Raw genomic sequence first — 15,720 nt, 5'->3', positions numbered from 1 at the left:
GCTTTTTGCAACCCGCCGGTTGGAAGACGAGTTTGGCTCGCGGAGGCGCAGGGATGCCGACGCCTGGCGTTGTCGATCAGCGATCTGGATACTGTCGAGCGGCTAAATGCGCTGGGCGATCCTGCTCCGGAAGAGCGTGACAAAATCGAGAAGCTGCTCGCGAAGATCGACACCGCGCTGAGCTTGCTCGAGCCGCGACATGTTGCCGGACCGAGCAGCGAATGAACCGGCGCTGCCGCCAGTCAGCGCGCGGCAAGCTGACAAAGCGATCTCGGACGAGGATCGTCTCCGTGTGGCGCAGGGCTGGCTAGGCCTACTCCGGAGACGCTCGCAGTCGGAGCAAGAGGCGTTCGAAGCCAGAAGCAAAGCCGAGGGCACAGGGCAGCCCGACTCGGAGGCCTCGAACTAGCGATAATTGGTGAACAATTTCCGAGAGGAACGCGCCTTCTGTCCAAAAATCAACAGAGCATCGCTAATGGAAGTGGAGCAACGCATGCAAAAGCGGCGTCGTTTCAAACAAGAGCATTCTCTAGAAGTGCGGTTGACAGAAGAGGCCAAGAGCCTGCGCGACGAAGCCAGCGGGCTTCCACCAGGTATCGAGAAAGAAGAGCTGTTGAAGGAGACCCGACAGGCTGAGACTGGCGCTCACATGAGCGAGTGGCTCCTCTCCCGGACTCCAGCCGTCCACCTAGCTTGACCTACGTCAACGTGGCTTTAGCTGCTGGCCTGAGAGTTCCGGCATGGCCGAGCGCGCCTTTGGCGTCGCGGCGTTGATTTGGCTGCGGATGTCGTAGAGGCCGCCTCAGTTGGCGGCCTCTTTCATCCTAGATCCAATTCATATGTTGGCCGAAAATCCGGCGAAGTGCCATCATATTGGGATACTGAATACCCAAAAGATGACCGAGGTATGGCGCAGCGCTTCTCACTCCGGTATCTGACAGGAACTGCCGGTCTTGCGGTCCTTCGGGCCCTGAGCACTTGCGGCCCCGCCAGCCGGCGTTATTCGGCCTGTTCGATCGCGGCTGGCATTTTGGCTACCGACATCAGAGATCGAGCGACTTGGTTTAGCAACTGATCAGAATTCTCCTCTTCCGCAAGTGACTTCGACAACAGCGCGACGACTGCACTATGGCGTAGCTGCTGGGCGAGATTCTTCGCCGTGGTGTAAGCCGAGATTTCATAGTGCTCCACACGCTGTGCAGCTCCGATTAAGGCGAGGTCCGCGGCCGCGTCTTCCTTTTCCTCTCCCTCAGCCATGATTTCCTGGCCTTCCTCGATAAGCCCCATCATTCCCTTGCAAGGCTTCGCTCGGACGGTCTTGCCGAGCAACTCGAAGCATTCATTGATGCGCTCCACCTGGTTTTCGGTCTCGACGAGATGTTGCTCAAACAGCTCTCGCAACTGATCGAAGCGAGCTGCCTCGGCCATCTTCGGAAGCGTCTTGGTGAGTTGCTTTTCGGCATGCAGGATGTCGCGGAGCTCATCGATCAACAAGTCGCCAAGCCCGGCTTGGTCGTCTGGCGGCGAACTTTCCGCGACGATCGCGGCGGACGCGCCGGGGTCAGCCTGGATCGCTGGCGATTCCGTGAAGACCCAGCCATTGCCCTCGTTCCACGGACCGCGGGCGTCGATCTCGCCGTGGTCGCCGGCCCCGGTGGAGTCGTTGAAGAACTGGTCGACCAGTCCCGGTGTTGGGGCGATGCGGCCGATGCTGAAAGCGGGCTTGGCCATGCTCTCGAGCGCCAGCGCGAACGCTCTCATGTGTGTGATTTCCCGCGTCATCAGGAACTGCAGCGCGTCCTTGGTACCGGCGTCGTCGCAGAAATTGATTAGGCGTTCATAGACGATCTTGGCCCGCGCTTCGGCGGCGATGTTGCTGCGCAGATCGACGTCGAGCTCGCCGGTTATCTTCAGGTAATCGGCCGTCCACGCATTGCCCTGGGAATTGAATAGGTTCACGCCGCCGCCACCAGCGATCGCAATCAGGGGATCGGCTTCGGCGGCCTGGCGATCGAACTTCGCCGGCTTGAGATGCATCCGGGCGAGTGTCCCCACGACTTCGAGGTGACTCAGTTCCTCGGTGCCAATATCCATCAGCAGGTCCTTGCGATCCGGATCCTCGCAGTTGAGCCCCTGTATTGAATATTGCATCGCGGCGGCGAGCTCGCCGTTGGCACCACCGAACTGTTCAAGAAGCATGTTGCCAAAACGAGGGTCTGGTTCGTCGACGCGGACAGTGAACATCAGCTTCTTGACATGGTGGTACATCGAAAGGCCTTGCAATGAGAGGGGAGATCATCCCGAACGGAAGCCAGGATCGTTTGTTCCTATCGGACGGAGGATTCCTGCCCGGACGCCGAACCGCCGACTTTCCTTGTTGGAAAGCCGGGGGAGGACCTCGACGGCACGTTGAGCGTTGGGGAGGTACTTATCTTTCCGATCGTTGAGACATGTTCAAGATCGCTAGCTCCAAGCTTTCCGGTGAATGTTAGACCGACCAGAGCGGAATCGCGGTGGCACATTCAATCGCCCGCAGCACTGCGCCGGCCTCGCAGCAGGTGGCCCGCGCCCTGACCTGGGGCGCAGATGAGAAGCTTCTTCTGGTCCTGACAGCCGTCGGCTGGCTTGCCTCGCGCGGTTGTGGTGTGCCGCTGCGGCGCGCAGGAAACCATGCTCTGCCAGTGACGGTCACTGCGTCGCTGCTGCCCCGTGATTTAAAACTCGTATTCGACCAAACTCGGCCGGATCCGGACGGTGATTGGGCATGTGCATGGCGTCCCGCTTTCCGGCAAACGAAAAGATGCGTTTCCCTCAGGCCACGCGCTGCACATGGACTGGCACCGGCGGCCAGCGGGTTGCCGGCTGGTCCCCGGCGGGCGATCCGCGCGATTGCGGTCGGGCTGTCGCTCACTCGCATTGCGATCCTGGCGCATTGGGCGAGCGATGTCGTTGCCGGCTTCGCACTCGGGGCGATTCTCGAACGGGTCCTCCGGCTTTGGACCGGCTACTCGAACGGAATTTCAAAGGAGGATGATCATGCCGACTCTTGAAGACCTGAAGGGATACATGGAGCGCGCAACCGGTCTGAAGCGCCCCGGCAAGCGGAAGGCTGTGGATCTCGCGCGAGCGCGAAAGCCTGTTACGGTTCGCTTTAAGGACGACGGTCTCATTCCAAATCACCCGCGATGGCCGCTCGTACTGTATCGAAACGCGGTCGCTTTCGACGAGGACCTGGACGCCGCAGCCGTGATCGAAGACCTATTTGAAGCGAACGGATGGGGAGATAGCTGGCGGGATGGCATCTACGATTACGTGCATTATCACTCCAGGATCCATGAGGTGCTCGGCATCGCGCGCGGCAAGGGCCGCGTTCGGTTCGGCGGCAACAAAGGGAAGATCTTCACCCTGAAGGCTGGGGACATCGCGGTTCTTCCCGCCGGCACAGGCCATCAGTGCCTTTCCGCGGGCGATGAGTTCCTCGTCATCGGGGCATACCCGCCGACCGGTACATACGACGAGTGCACGAGCGTCGAAGACCGTCAGCGAGCGCTGAAAGCCATTCCGAAGGTTTCGGTGCCGCGTAAGGATCCGGTCTATGGGGCCGGCGGGCCGCTCTCGAAGCTCTGGAAGAAAGCGAAATGACCGAGTACGTCATCCGCTTCGTCCTCGGGGGCGCCGTCGTATCGGTCTTCGCGATGCTGGGAGATCTCCTGCGTCCAAAGAGCTTCGCCGGCCTGTTCGGAGCAGCACCCTCGGTCGCGCTCGCGACGCTTGGGATCGCGGTGTATCAGCACGGGGCCAATTACGCCGCCTTGCAAGCTCAGGCGATGATTGCGGGAGCGGTTGCGCTCGCCATCTACAGTGTCGTCGCCTGCCATCTGCTTGTCCGCGCAAAGCTGCGAGCGGTGACGGCGACCTTGCTGTCACTCGTCACTTGGCTGGTCGCCGCTTTCGGGCTGCTGGTTTTCGCTGGAGGTCAGACGTGAGCCCGATCCGCTTTTCAACATCATCTCTCAAGGAAGGCCGCTGGTACGCTCGGCGCGCTGGGCATGCTGGCCTTCGCGGTTGGTTTCTCGATGCTAATCCCACGCGGCAACATCCCCGCCGTCTTCGTCGGCGCCTCCCTCGCCTGGTTGACTATCGCGGTAGCGGCTTGGTACGTGCGCCGGAAAATGAGATCGACGCGGACCGTGAAAGAGCCCAGCGGCTCCACGAATTCGCGAACGCGATAGACGGGCTGGCGATCTTTTCTTCATTAGTTCGCAATGAGGAAGTTTGATCTCGTCATGGCCGAGCTACCTTCCGGGCATTCATATCGGCACCGTCACCCGCCCAGATATTGATTTCCCAGCAGTACACGGGCTGACGCGACTCCTGTTGGGGCACTTGAGGTCCTATTGGGGCATTTGAGGGCCGGGCGAAATGCAGCACGGTTCGTCCCAAGATCGTGCACAAGGGAGACCAGAGGAACTGCGGTTATCGGCGCGGGTTGAATGCAAAGCAGTCCAGTTGCTGCACGCGGCTTGTGCAAGGTTTATAATGGCCGACGAAACGATCAAGACCACCGGCATAGCCGCACACGGCGCCTCTCGCCTCCCGTGGGTCGAGATCGACAGTTTCAACCTCAAACTTAAAGATGAGGACGAATTCCTGGGGGACCGTGCCAGCAAGGGCGCCTTCCGGGAAACTCTCGAAAAATGGCGAAAGCCGCTGCGCAAATTTGGCGAAGATCCCTTCGGGAAGGAGCTTTCCGAAGATATCAGCAAAAAGGAGCTCGACGCCGTCCTTGGCGGCGACGATCCCGAAGCCTCCGTTGTCGTCCACAGCGCATCGAGGACTTTGCACAGGAGCTCGCCCGCGTAACGCGGCGGTTCCTAAAAGCCAAGGCCCGGGAAAAAACCGAGCGCATCGTAGTGGGCGGCGGTTTTCGGGACAGCCGCCTCGGCGAACTCGCCATCGCCCGGGCCGAAATCCTCCTGAAGGCGGACAACTATAAGGTCGAGATGCTCCCGATCCATTCTCATCCGGACGACGCCGGCCTTATCGGCGCGCTATATCTCGCTCCATCCTGGACCGTGGACATCGGAGGCACGAACATCCGCTGCGGCGTCGTGGAAACGCGACGCAAGAAGGCGCCGAACCTCTCCAAGGCGTGCGTGTGGCAGTTCGAGCTATGGCGTCATGCCGACGACGAGCCGTCGCGTGAGAACGCTGTGAGGCGCCTTGTCAAGATGCTCAAAGAACTGATCGCGAAGGCGGAAGACGAGGGATTCAAGCTCGCGCCATTCATCGGCATCGCATGCCCAGGCGTTATCAAGAGCGACGGCTCGATCGAGAAGGGCGCGCAGAACTTGCCCGGCAACTGGGAGAGCAGCAAGTTCAATGTACCCGCAAGTCTCGTCCAGGCGATCCCGCAGATCGGGGAGAACGACACCGCGGTCATCATGCACAACGATGGGGTCGTGCAGGGACTTTCTGAGGTCCCCTTCATGCAAGACGTGAAGCGTTGGGGCGTGCTGACGATCGGCACCGGTCTCAGCAACGCCCGCTTTACCAACCGCAATGGCAAAGGCGAACGCTGAGGTTATGGGAAGAAGGTGGCTCGATATCCGGTAAAATGAGGGCCGATCGTTGGCTGGGTTATGAAACGCGTTTTTGGGGGAGACCAAGATCGGCATCTCAGGAGGCAGCTGAAATTTCCTTCCTGAACTGGCATAGGCGGCGGTCACCACCGCCATTTCGTTCGGCCAAGGGCGACTTTTTGCCGCTCATAGGGCAAGGTTTCAACGGAGGAACCTCGCTGACTTCGCGGGTTTATCACCGGAAGGAGGGATCGGCGCTAGCGAGTGGAAATGACTGCTGTGATAGCGGCGGCCGAGCGTGTCGCTGCCGACTAACCGTCGAAGAGGCCGTGATTAGCGGAAACCCAGCCCACGATCCCTACAGAGTTGAAGGAGGCACGTGGTGACCCAACCGACCGAAAAGGAAATCGAGAAGCGCGCCTACGAGATATGGGAGCGGAGCGGCAAGCCCGAAGGCCGGGAGGAAGAATTCTGGCGGTTGGCGGAGCAGGAGTTGCGAAACGAGGACAAGTCATCTCCCCTCCGCACTCCAGATAGCCTGTAAGGAGAAGAAGCGCTAACCGGATGTCTCATTCCGCAGCAGCCGAAACTGTATTGCTGTACTTTGTGCTGCCCCTTTGGTTATTGGCGGGGTTTGCTGATTATCTTTGCCATCGCGCATCTCGGATTGAGACGACAAGCGGCTATAAGGAAACCCTACTTCATCTGTTGATGTTGATCGAACTTGCGATACCATTGCTGGCGGCGATTTTTTTTGAAATCAACGCTCTTATTATTGCGGCTATGATCGTGGGCTTTGTTACGCACCAGCTGACAGCCCTCTGGGATACAACATTCGCCAGCCATAAGCGGAGCATCACGCCCATCGAACAGCAGGTCCATAGTTTTCTCGAGCTGATGCCTCTCATGGCGATGGTGATCGTCATCATCTTAAACTGGCCGCAATTCCTCAGCCTTTGGGGACTGGGTTCTGGGCCCGCACGTTACGAACTCGCCCTGAAGCGAGAGCCATTACCATGGACGTATGTGGCGGCGTTTCTATTCGCGGTCCTGCTGTTTGAAGTCCTTCCCTATATGGAGGAATTCGTTCGAGGCTTACGGTCGCGGAAGAGGGCTTAGCTCCGAACGCGGAGCACCATCAATGAAGGTTGCCGTCATCGGAGCGACAGGACTTTTAAGGTCCGCTATTGTGGCTGGCTTTCCTCGCACGGCCATTCGGTCCTTTCGATGAGTAGAATCGCCGACATTAGGTGTCCTGGCACGATCTCAACGAGGCGCGGATTGTATCTTCACAACCACCGCTGTCGTTGCACAGCCCGTCAACAGGCTCGCTGCTTGTGCTGCACGTCGGTTACTCCTTCTGGGAAGGATGGATCGTGGTCGATGGTGCTGTATCTCTCGTCTCACCGAATCTGCTGGCTGTGGTTTGCCTTCGGCATTCCAGTGTTCATGGCGGTGGCCGCTATACTCTGGCTGATGATAGCTAAACCTTAACTTGAGGTGTTTTGAAGCGTGATGGCAGTGCCGAGCTCGCCAGGATGCTCCGCTCGCGGTGGCATGCCAGCTTGCAGTAGTTGCCGGGGAGCGAGCAGGCCTCCGGGATGGTCGAGCGGATAGGAGGGGATACCTGTTAGGCCGCCAAAGCGCCCGTTGCTCAGGCGCGCCTCCGTTATTGGCCAAGAACTCTGCGTGCGAGATGAATATACGCAATCGCTCTGGATGAATGTCCCGGTGGTCGAAGTTGCTAGCCTGTCGGGATCCGACCGGGCGGACGTGGTCGTGGTCGGTTCTGGCATTGCTGGGCTGCCGGTGGCGTGGAGCTTGCAAGCCGTGGGCGCTCCGTGATCGTGCTGGATCGACACCGCCATGACGGCGCGCACGACCGCGCATCTCGCCACAGCGCTGGACGACTATTCCAAGGAGCTCGTGGGCGCGCGCGGCGAGGAATGTGCGCCTTACTACCAAAGCGTCATGACCGCGATTGACCGCTGAAGCTATCCTGGAACTCGAAAACGTCGACTGCGATTTCTGCCGGGTCGACGGAATCTGGGTGCATTGCCGAATCCCAGACCGGGCGGCCAACCGCCAGCGGCAGCAAAAGGGGAAAGGAGCCGCCTCGCAACGGCTCCGTCCTTCCGCTATTTCTTGCCCTCGCCGACCGTAGGCGCGGGCTTCTTGTCGAGATCCTGCGCCATCTCAAGATGATGCTTAAGCGCCGGCAGGGTTTTGCCGGCCCAATTCTTCAGATCCGCGTTATCGCCGCCCTTGGCATAGCGCTCGAACAGGTCGACGGCATCCTTATGAGCGCTGACCTGCATCGAATTGAACTCCGAGCTGAAGTCGTTACCGTTGGCACCCTTCAGCTTGTCGAGCTTGCTTTGGTGCGATGAATCGAGAGCGCTGGGCAATTCGGCTTTCACCTTGCCACTGGTGACAAGTCCCTTCAGCTCGGTGCTGGTTTTGGTGTGGTCCGTTACCATCTGGGAAGCGAAAGTTTTCTCCGCTGCATTTCCCTTCTGCTGTGCGAGCTTGTTAGACTCGATTTCAAACATGTCCGATATCGCGACCTGCTTGACAAAATCCACCGTCGAGGGGCTGACCCCGAGCACGGAATTGACCCCGGTCTTTTCGCTGACGGATTGCGCCATGACCGGTGTCGCCAGCAAAATGCACGCGATTGCTATTATAGTGCGTCTCATGTGTATCTCCATCAGTTTGCGGTCTTGCAATTGACGCCCTTGCGAGGCGTTAGTTGAGCTTAGTCGCCGTCTGCTCGTCGAATTTGGCGGCGAGGGATCGAACGATATCGTGTGGCTGAGCTTTCCATCCAGGCGATCAAGACGTCGTAGTGGCGACCGGCCGCAACAGGAGACCCGCCAGATAGCAGCGGCCTCAAGTAATCGGTCTTGCGGCATCTTCGACCGCTCGGGCGGTGGAACGATCCCGTGACCAAACGAGCCTGTTGCGGGTGTAGACCTCCTTGCGGTTGAGGCGGAACTGGACGCAGTAGCCGTCGCATTTGCGCTTTTCGCTGATTCCCGCCCTGTTCTTGGCCAAGCTATCGTCAAAGGCGAGGTGGTGGTTGGCCTACGCACTACCCTGAAGTTTTAAGCCGAGTGCCGGTAAACGTGGCGGAGGTATACGCGTCACTACGCAGCGACCTGTACATCGGCTCCATTACTTCTTTTTCTTGGGGACTTTCTTGCCTTTTTTGCGGGCCTTGGAAAGTCCGATCGCGATCGCCTGCTTCTTGCTTTTTACCTTGCCGCCCTTTCCGCCACGGCCACTTTTGGCCGTCCCCTTCTTGTACCGTCGCATCTCGCTCTTGACGTCCGAGCCCGAGCTCTTCGAGTAGCGACGCTTCTTCTTGGCTTTTTTTGCCATGGGTTCTTCACTTTCCACTAAAAGACGCTGCTAGTTGAACTGCCAGAAGCATGACTTCCGCGCTGTCGGCTTTCCCATCCACCGCATCGACAATCTAGATGGCGCTGGCAAGTTCCAACGCACATTCCGGGCATCCGTTAGAGGATATACCGAATGCGGTGTCCTCATAGGAACGCTGTCAGATGTTTCACGCTTGATAGGTTGGAGAACCTCGATCGATGCACCGCACCAGAATTCGGCTCAAGCACCAGCCATCCGACCAAGCCGGCCGACGCGGTTGGCGGCTTAGCACCGAGGAAGATGAAGAAGGTATCGAGGATTGGATGGTCGGCGGAGGCGACAGCCCGTCAGCTTGAACCGCAAATAGTCCCGGAAATTGTTGCTGCATCAACCAAGGGATCAGGGTAGCCACACGATGGTTCGTCCCAAGGGTTCACCTCCTATTTCGAGCCCGATTCAGCGGGCCAGCCGTTTGATGGTCTTGGCCGCACGGCTGGGACCATGCCAGCCGAGAAACTTCAGCTCCTTGTTCTCCAGCGCATTCGTTGCTCGAAAGAACTGTTCGAGGTCATCGCGTGCATGGGTGGGAAGATTGCGGATATCCTTGAGATTAGTTTCGAGCGGTGATCTATCAGGCACCGCAAACACCCGATCGTTGCGCTCCGTCTTGCCCTTTTTCTTCTGTTCGACTTCGAGAATGCCGATGGGACGGCAGCGCAGCACGACGCCCGGATAGGTCTGCGCGTCATGCAAGATCAGCACATCCAGCGGATCGCCATCCTCGGCCTTGGTCGAGGGAATGAACCCCCAGTCGTAGGGATAGGTCAGCCCGGCCATCAGTGGCTTCGCCAAGGCAAAAACGCCAAGCTTCGGATCGAAATCGAGCTTGCACGAACTGCCGCGCGGCGTCTCGACCACGGCGAAGATGTTGTTATCGTCGGCCCAACTCGGTAGTTTTGTCAGATTGGTCATGGCGGACGACTCGGGCCTCAAAAGGAGCAGCGGGCCCGACGGAAATCGATCCGCCGAGCCCTGCCGGGAATCAGGCGGAGGTGGAGGCCTTCTTGTTGACGCCCTTGCGCAACGCAACCGTATTGAGCTTGGCGTTCGCGGCCTTCTCTTCGTTTAGGTTCGTGGTAAGGAAGCGCACGATATCGTCGTGGCCGAGCTCCTCCGCCCAGGCGATCAAGGTGCCGTAGCGGCATATCTCGTAGTGCTCGACGGCCTGCGCGTTGGCGACGAGCGCCGCATCCAGCACCGTCTTGTCCTCGATCTCGCCGGCCGTCTCGTCGGCTTCCTTGATGATCCCGTCGATGGCTGGGCATTGCGTGCCGCTTGGCGATTGGCCGAGTTTCTCGAACACCTTTTCGAGACGCTCGATCTGCTTGTTGGTCTCCTCGAGATGGCTCTTGAGGCCCGTGGCCAGATCCCGGTTGTTGGCTTTGTCGATCATTTTCGGCAGGGCCTTGGTGATCTGCTGCTCGGCATAATAGATGTCCTGCAAGCCATGCAGCAGAAGATCATCCATCGTCTTGATGTCTTTGGTGAATAGTCCCATGACGCCGCTCCTCGCTCCTAAAGCGGGGGGAACGCATGCTCGCCGTGCTGGTTCCTGGGCGTGAACGCCGCAGCCGGCCGGGAAGATTATGATGGTGGGGCGCCTCGTGCGTCCGCAGGAACTCGCGCAAACAGGCCGCGTTTTGCCTCTTTGGGTGGAGTTCAACATGGTCAGCACCTCGCTCTGGATGGAGACCGAAATCCTGCCGGAGGCGGGTGCCCTCAAAGGCGATGTGCAATGCGATGTCGCCGTGGTTGGTTCGGGCATCGCCGGACTGTCGACGGCGTACGAATTGATGAAGCGCGGCCGCTCGGTCATCGTCATCGACCGCAAGGGTATCGCAAGCGGCATGACGGCGCGCACTTCGGCGCATCTTGCGCCGCTCTGCGATGATTTGATGAGCGAATTCAGGAAGCTGCGCCGCGCCGAGGCCGCCAAGCTGTTCTACGAAAGTCAGGCCGCCGCCGTGGATCGCGTCGAGGAAATCCAGACAAGCGAGAAAATTGCCTGCGACTTTCTCCGTCTTGACGGTTATCTTTTTCAAGGCAATGGCATGCCGGCCGACATATTCGATGAGGAGCTGGAAGCGGTGCGCGAGGTCGGCGCACCGGTGCACCGGCTGGTCGGCGTGCCGCTCAAGGGCTGCGAGAGCCGGCACGTCTTGCGCTATCCGCGCCAGGCAAAATTCCATCCCCTCAAATATCTCGCCGGACTTGCTGCCGCTTGCGCAAGCGGCAGCGTCCGTTTCTTTGCCAACAGCCCGGTCGAGGAAGTCGCCGAACATGACGGCGGCGTCACGCTGCGAACCTCACAGGGGCAGATCACGGCCGCGCATGCTGTCATCGCGACCAACGCATCAATCGCCGACCGCTTTCAACTGCATACCAAGGTTGCTCCTTACCGCACTTACGTGCTCGCCTTTGCCATCGCGCGGGGCGAACTGGCCGACGCGCTCTATTGGGACACCGAAGATCCCTACCATTATGTGCGGTTGCAAACGGGCCCCGAGGAGGTTGATTTCGTGCTGGTCGGCGGCGAAGACCATAAAAGCGGTGAGGCCAACGATGCCGACCAGCGCTTTGCTCGGCTGGAGAACTGGGCGCGTGAATTGATCCCGGCTTTGGACCGCATAACCCATCGCTGGTCGGGTCAGGTTCTCGACACGATCGACTATGCCGGCTTCATCGGCCGCGAGCCCGGCAGCGAGCGCATTTACCTTGCAATGGGCGATTCAGGCCAGGGTCTGACCCATGGTGTGATGGGCGCGATGCTGAACACAGCCCTCATTCTGGGCGAAGATCATCCGTGGAAGTCCGTCTATGCGCCGGATCGCAAGCCGCTCGCAGCGGCGCGGAATTTCCTGCGCGAGAACATGACGATCCTGCAAAACCTCGCGGAATATGTGGCGCCGGGTGAAATCGCTTCGCTCGAAGAGCTTCAGCCGGGTGAGGGCGCCATTCTGCGGCGGGGACTCGAAAAGATCGCAGCCTACAAGGACAAGGCTGGCGAACTGCATCTTCATTCGGCCAGTTGCACGCATATTGGCTGTCATCTGCACTGGAACAGCTTCGAGAGCTGCTGGGATTGTCCGTGCCACGGTTCGATCTTTGCGCCCAACGGACGGCCGATCAATGCTCCGGCCGTGTCGGCTTTGCGCCCGGTAAAGGTCTAGCGAGATCCGGTCAAGGCTCAGGGAGCGTTCCATCTTCAAGGACGAGGACATCGAGCAGGGCGATCTGCGTAGCCCGCGCACACCGTGGGCCGTCCTACGGCCGCTGCCAATTGAGCCGATCGTTGACAGCTTTCGGTGCGAGGTGTTGATCATCGGCGCCGGCATCACCGGTGCGCTGATGGCCGAGCGCCTGACACGGCAAGGCCGCCAGGTGGTCGTCATCGATCGCGAGCTTCCCAGTCTCGGCAGCACGGTGGCCAGCACCGCCATGCTGCTCTGGGAAATCGACCGGCCGCTGTTCGAACTCGCGCAGCTCTATGGTTTCGAGAAGGCCGTTCGCTGCTATCGGGCCAGCCACCATGCCGCGCAAGGCCTGCCGTCCCTGGTTAGGCAGCATGGAATTGCCTGCCAGATGCGACGGCGTCTCTCGCTCTATCTCGTCGTCGATGACAGTCCGAACCTTGTTCAGGATGAATATGCGCTGAGGAGCCGCGCCGATCTGCCTTCCCTCTATCTCGATCACGCCGCGCTGCTGAAGCGCTTCGGCATCGCGCGGGCGGGCGCCCTTTTGTCAAGGGACGCGGCTGATGCCGATCCTGTGCTGCTCACACATGGCCTGCTTGATATCTCCCTGCAACGCGGTGCCCGCCTTCTCAAGGCCAACGCGGTTGCCTACGACAGCACGGCCCAGAGAGTCACCGTCGGCCTTGAGAACGGACTTTCGATCGAGGCGCGCCAGGTTGTGCTCGCGACCGGCTATGTGATGCCGGATATTGTGCGGCCCACGGCGCAGCAACCAGCTTCCAGCTGGGTCATCGCGAGCCGGCGGCAGCCAGGCCATCTGTGGCCCGAACAGGCGCTCATCTGGGAAGCGAGCCGGAACTATCACTATGCGCGGACCACCGCTGATGGCCGCATCATCCTTGGTGGCGAAGATGACCGTACGCTCATCGAGCCTGACGCTCGTGATGACGCCACGCCTGCCAAGGTGAGGGCGCTCAAAGATTATCTGAAGGCGCTTTGGCCGCATGCATCGGAAGATGTGGCGTTCGGCTGGTCGGGCGCCTTCGATACCACCCATGACGGCTTGCCGTTGATCGGCAGGGTGCCCGGCTCCAAGAATATCTTCGCCGCCTTTGGCTATGGCGGCAACGGCATTACCTTCAGCTTCCTCGCGGCGGAACTTCTGGCGGCGATGCTTGCCGGAGGTTCTTCGCCCCTGTTCGATGATCTTGCGATTGATCGCGATATTCCCGGCTAACGACGCGCGATCAGGCAGCCCAGCATGAAGGCGACGAGCACCGAGGGCAGCGGAGCCTCTCGCACCACATCACGCAGAAATGCGAGCACCTGGCCCGGCGGCTGCCCTTCTTTCCTTTGCCGCACCGTGCGGGCGGTCTCACGCCTTCCGAAACGTCTGTGCTGGATTGCGCTTCATCGCTCCGCGCCGCACCTGATCCGCCATTCCCTGCTCCTTCAATCTGGGCAATGGACCGGCGGCGGAACCGTTCCTACTGCGAACGCTGTGGCCGTACGCGGTGCTCTAGCAACGAAGGGGACCCGAGGCCGTTCTGGAAGGACCGACAACGATCGATCAAGAATGGTCATGGCTAAAGATCCGCCGGAGCCTAAACGAGACGGCAAAGGGGCCCACATCTCGGGCTCTCGCAAGCCTGCGCGGGAAGTTCAGGAGCCCTTCACCATCCGCCCGCCGGAAACCGATCACGGCTCGATGCCCAATCTGAAATGGTCGTTCGCTGACAGTCACGTCAGGATCGAAAAGAGCGGGTGGACCCGCGAGACGACGATCCGAGAACTGCCGATCGCAAAGGACGTGTCAGGAGTCAACATGAGACTGGAGGCAGGGGGCGTCTGAACTGCATTGGCACAAACAAGCCGAATGGTCGTACATGCTTCGAGGCAAGGCGCGGATCACCGCGGTCGACGAGGCCGGCTCGAACATTCGCGGACGATGTTTCTATTTTCCGGCGGGAATCCCGCACTCGATCCAAGGACTCAACAGCGACGTGAAGGGTGCGAGTTTCTGCTCGTCTTCGACGATGGTGCGTTCTCGGAAGAAAACACTTTCCTACTAACCGACTGGCTCGTCCACACGCCGCGTTCGCGATGGGCACTACATCGACAACACGGGAGACCGCCCGCTGCGGTTTCTGGAGATGTCAGGTCGAACCGGTATGTCGACATCTCGCTTAACCAATGGCTTCCCCGCGCGCTCGTCGAAGCGCATTTGAAAGTTACGGGTGACGTCCTGGCGCGGCTCCTGACCGCCAAAGTGGCGCGCACGATAGTATTCCCGCGACCAATCATCGAGCAGGAGGTCGAAATGCCGCCGCGTGGTGTCCGTATGGAGGCGATGGAGGCACGTTCTGTCGATGCCATTCCAGTCGGAAAGGAGTGGCAATATGAACCCAAATGGGACGGATTTCGTTGCCTGCTGGCGCGGGACCGGGACGCGGTGTCCATGCGCTCGAAGTCCGGCCAGGATCTCGCCCGATACTTCCCGGAGATCGTCGCCGCAGCCCGCGATTTGCGCGAGCAGAGGCTTGTGCTTGACGGCGAGCTCGTCGTCGAGATTGGCGGGCAATTTTCGTTCAATGACCTCCTGCAGCGCATCCATCCGGCCGCTAGCCGCGTTCAGAAGCTGTCCCGGGACACGCCGGCCCTATTTCTCGCTTTCGATCTGCTGGAGCTGGGCGACAAAAAGTTGGCCGACCAACCGTTGTCCCGACGGCGACTTCAGTTGGAAAAGCTTGCTGGCCGCAGTTTTTCGAGCGCGCCGCTATTTCGGCTATCGCCGGCCAGCACGAAGTTCGGGGATGCCGAGCGGTGGCTGCAGTCGGCCGGCGGCGGAAGTGACGGCGTGGTCGCGAAGCGGCTCGATCTTCCGTACCAGACCGGGAAGCGCGAGGGCATGCAGAAGATCAAGCGATATCGCTGCGCTGATTGCGTCATTGGAGGCTTTCGCTACGGCGAGAAGCTGCAGGCCGGCCGCAAAGCTGTCGCCTCATTGCTGCTGGGGCTTTACGATGCAGATGGCCTCCTGCACCACGTCGGCTTTTCGTCAGCCATCAAGGCAAAGGACAAGCCGGCGCTGACCGAAAGACTCGAGATGATTGCGGCGACCAAAAGCTTCACTGGCAACGCGCCAGGCGGACCAAGCCGATGGTCGACGAGACGGTCGTCCGAATGGCAGGCGGTGAAGCCGAAATACGTTGTCGAAGTGTCCTACGATCACTTCACCGGTGGCCGCTTTCGGCACGGCACGACCATCCTTAGATGGAGGTCCGACAAGAAGGCGAACCAGTGCACCAACAGATGAAGCAAAAGATCGCGCGGGACCTCATGAGGGCGATCGAGCCAGCCTGACGGATACTTGGGTCGACGCAGATGTGAATCGTATTGGCGCCAGGTGGCCCCAGCCGTAGCACATCTCTCTTGGCCATTCTTCGGTCGTCTCAAGGACTTTGCCGTATCAGACGCAACAAGGGTGTTCCTTCATGGTT

16 protein-coding genes and 2 pseudogenes are annotated in these 15,720 nt (G+C 59.8%); 13 read left to right on the top strand and 5 right to left on the bottom strand.

Features of this window, described 5'->3' with window-relative positions:
* Window positions 1-69 precede the first annotated feature (69 nt).
* Both ACVI1L_RS06940 and ACVI1L_RS06935 read left to right on the top strand, forming a co-directional pair.
* Complete coding sequence (locus ACVI1L_RS06940; RefSeq protein WP_176731294.1) at window positions 70-225, top strand: hypothetical protein; 156 nt, start codon at window positions 70-72, stop codon at window positions 223-225.
* 193 nt (window positions 226-418) lie between these two features.
* Entirely contained in the window at window positions 419-697 is a 279-nt protein-coding gene (locus ACVI1L_RS06935) for a hypothetical protein (protein ID WP_309249314.1), read from the top strand.
* Between the two features lie 302 nt (window positions 698-999).
* Here the strand turns inward: ACVI1L_RS06935 and ACVI1L_RS06930 are convergent, their stop codons facing one another.
* On the bottom strand, window positions 1,000-2,268 hold the full coding sequence (locus ACVI1L_RS06930) for a DUF892 family protein (RefSeq protein ID WP_229190175.1): 1,269 nt from the start codon (window positions 2,266-2,268) through the stop codon (window positions 1,000-1,002).
* 768 nt (window positions 2,269-3,036) lie between these two features.
* On the opposite strand from ACVI1L_RS06930, the gene ACVI1L_RS06925 reads away from it, so the two are divergent.
* The 6 genes and pseudogenes from ACVI1L_RS06925 (at window position 3,037) to ACVI1L_RS06900 (ending at window position 7,574) form a co-directional block, all read left to right on the top strand.
* Window positions 3,037-3,642: a cupin domain-containing protein gene (locus ACVI1L_RS06925; RefSeq protein WP_456782564.1), complete on the top strand. Its 606-nt coding sequence runs from the start codon at window positions 3,037-3,039 to the stop codon at window positions 3,640-3,642.
* Window positions 3,639-3,986 carry a DUF3147 family protein gene (locus tag ACVI1L_RS06920; protein WP_456782563.1) on the top strand — a complete coding sequence of 116 codons (348 nt, stop codon included), beginning with the start codon at window positions 3,639-3,641 and terminating at the stop codon, window positions 3,984-3,986. Before ACVI1L_RS06925 ends, ACVI1L_RS06920 begins: the two co-directional genes overlap by 4 nt.
* Window positions 3,987-4,539: 553 nt before the next feature.
* Window positions 4,540-5,582, top strand: a pseudogene (locus ACVI1L_RS06915) (ROK family protein).
* Between the two features lie 382 nt (window positions 5,583-5,964).
* A complete protein-coding gene (locus ACVI1L_RS06910) occupies window positions 5,965-6,126 on the top strand; it encodes a DUF2934 domain-containing protein (RefSeq protein WP_075968978.1) in 162 nt (53 codons plus the stop codon).
* 20 nt (window positions 6,127-6,146) lie between these two features.
* Window positions 6,147-6,701: a hypothetical protein gene (locus ACVI1L_RS06905; protein ID WP_028344071.1), complete on the top strand. Its 555-nt coding sequence runs from the start codon at window positions 6,147-6,149 to the stop codon at window positions 6,699-6,701.
* Window positions 6,702-7,448: 747 nt separating this feature from the next.
* Window positions 7,449-7,574: a hypothetical protein gene (locus ACVI1L_RS06900; protein WP_256521279.1), complete on the top strand. Its 126-nt coding sequence runs from the start codon at window positions 7,449-7,451 to the stop codon at window positions 7,572-7,574.
* A gap of 146 nt (window positions 7,575-7,720) precedes the next feature.
* On the opposite strand, the gene ACVI1L_RS06895 is transcribed toward ACVI1L_RS06900, so the two are convergent.
* From ACVI1L_RS06895 to ACVI1L_RS06880, 4 genes and pseudogenes are all read right to left on the bottom strand, one after another.
* On the bottom strand, window positions 7,721-8,281 hold the full coding sequence (locus ACVI1L_RS06895) for a DUF4142 domain-containing protein (protein ID WP_028343205.1): 561 nt from the start codon (window positions 8,279-8,281) through the stop codon (window positions 7,721-7,723).
* A gap of 487 nt (window positions 8,282-8,768) precedes the next feature.
* Window positions 8,769-8,966, bottom strand: a pseudogene (locus ACVI1L_RS06890) (DUF6496 domain-containing protein); the annotation flags it as partial.
* Window positions 8,967-9,422: 456 nt separating this feature from the next.
* Window positions 9,423-9,938 carry an inorganic diphosphatase gene (locus tag ACVI1L_RS06885; RefSeq protein ID WP_456782562.1) on the bottom strand — a complete coding sequence of 172 codons (516 nt, stop codon included), beginning with the start codon at window positions 9,936-9,938 and terminating at the stop codon, window positions 9,423-9,425.
* 70 nt (window positions 9,939-10,008) lie between these two features.
* Entirely contained in the window at window positions 10,009-10,524 is a 516-nt protein-coding gene (locus tag ACVI1L_RS06880) for a YciE/YciF ferroxidase family protein (protein ID WP_076829434.1), read from the bottom strand.
* A 166-nt stretch (window positions 10,525-10,690) separates the two neighbouring features.
* Between ACVI1L_RS06880 and ACVI1L_RS06875 the strand changes: the two genes are divergently transcribed.
* From ACVI1L_RS06875 to ACVI1L_RS06855, 5 genes are all read left to right on the top strand, one after another.
* Complete coding sequence (locus tag ACVI1L_RS06875) at window positions 10,691-12,196, top strand: FAD-dependent oxidoreductase (RefSeq protein ID WP_456785524.1); 1,506 nt, start codon at window positions 10,691-10,693, stop codon at window positions 12,194-12,196.
* Between the two features lie 142 nt (window positions 12,197-12,338).
* Entirely contained in the window at window positions 12,339-13,457 is a 1,119-nt protein-coding gene (locus tag ACVI1L_RS06870) for an NAD(P)/FAD-dependent oxidoreductase (protein WP_076829431.1), read from the top strand.
* Between the two features lie 345 nt (window positions 13,458-13,802).
* Window positions 13,803-14,072, top strand: coding sequence for a cupin domain-containing protein (locus ACVI1L_RS06865; RefSeq protein WP_253625470.1), 270 nt, complete (start codon window positions 13,803-13,805; stop codon window positions 14,070-14,072).
* 34 nt (window positions 14,073-14,106) lie between these two features.
* Complete coding sequence (locus tag ACVI1L_RS06860; protein ID WP_375162578.1) at window positions 14,107-14,292, top strand: cupin domain-containing protein; 186 nt, start codon at window positions 14,107-14,109, stop codon at window positions 14,290-14,292.
* Window positions 14,293-14,570: 278 nt separating this feature from the next.
* The gene (locus ACVI1L_RS06855; RefSeq protein ID WP_456785523.1) at window positions 14,571-15,536 is read left to right on the top strand and encodes an ATP-dependent DNA ligase; all 966 of its coding nucleotides are present in this window, start codon (window positions 14,571-14,573) and stop codon (window positions 15,534-15,536) included.
* The last annotated feature ends 184 nt before the right edge of the window (window positions 15,537-15,720 follow it).

It is taken from the genome of Bradyrhizobium sp. USDA 4516 (assembly GCF_054055915.1).
Note: the sequence above shows the minus strand (reverse complement) of the source record. Positions and strands in the feature narration are given on the sequence as shown.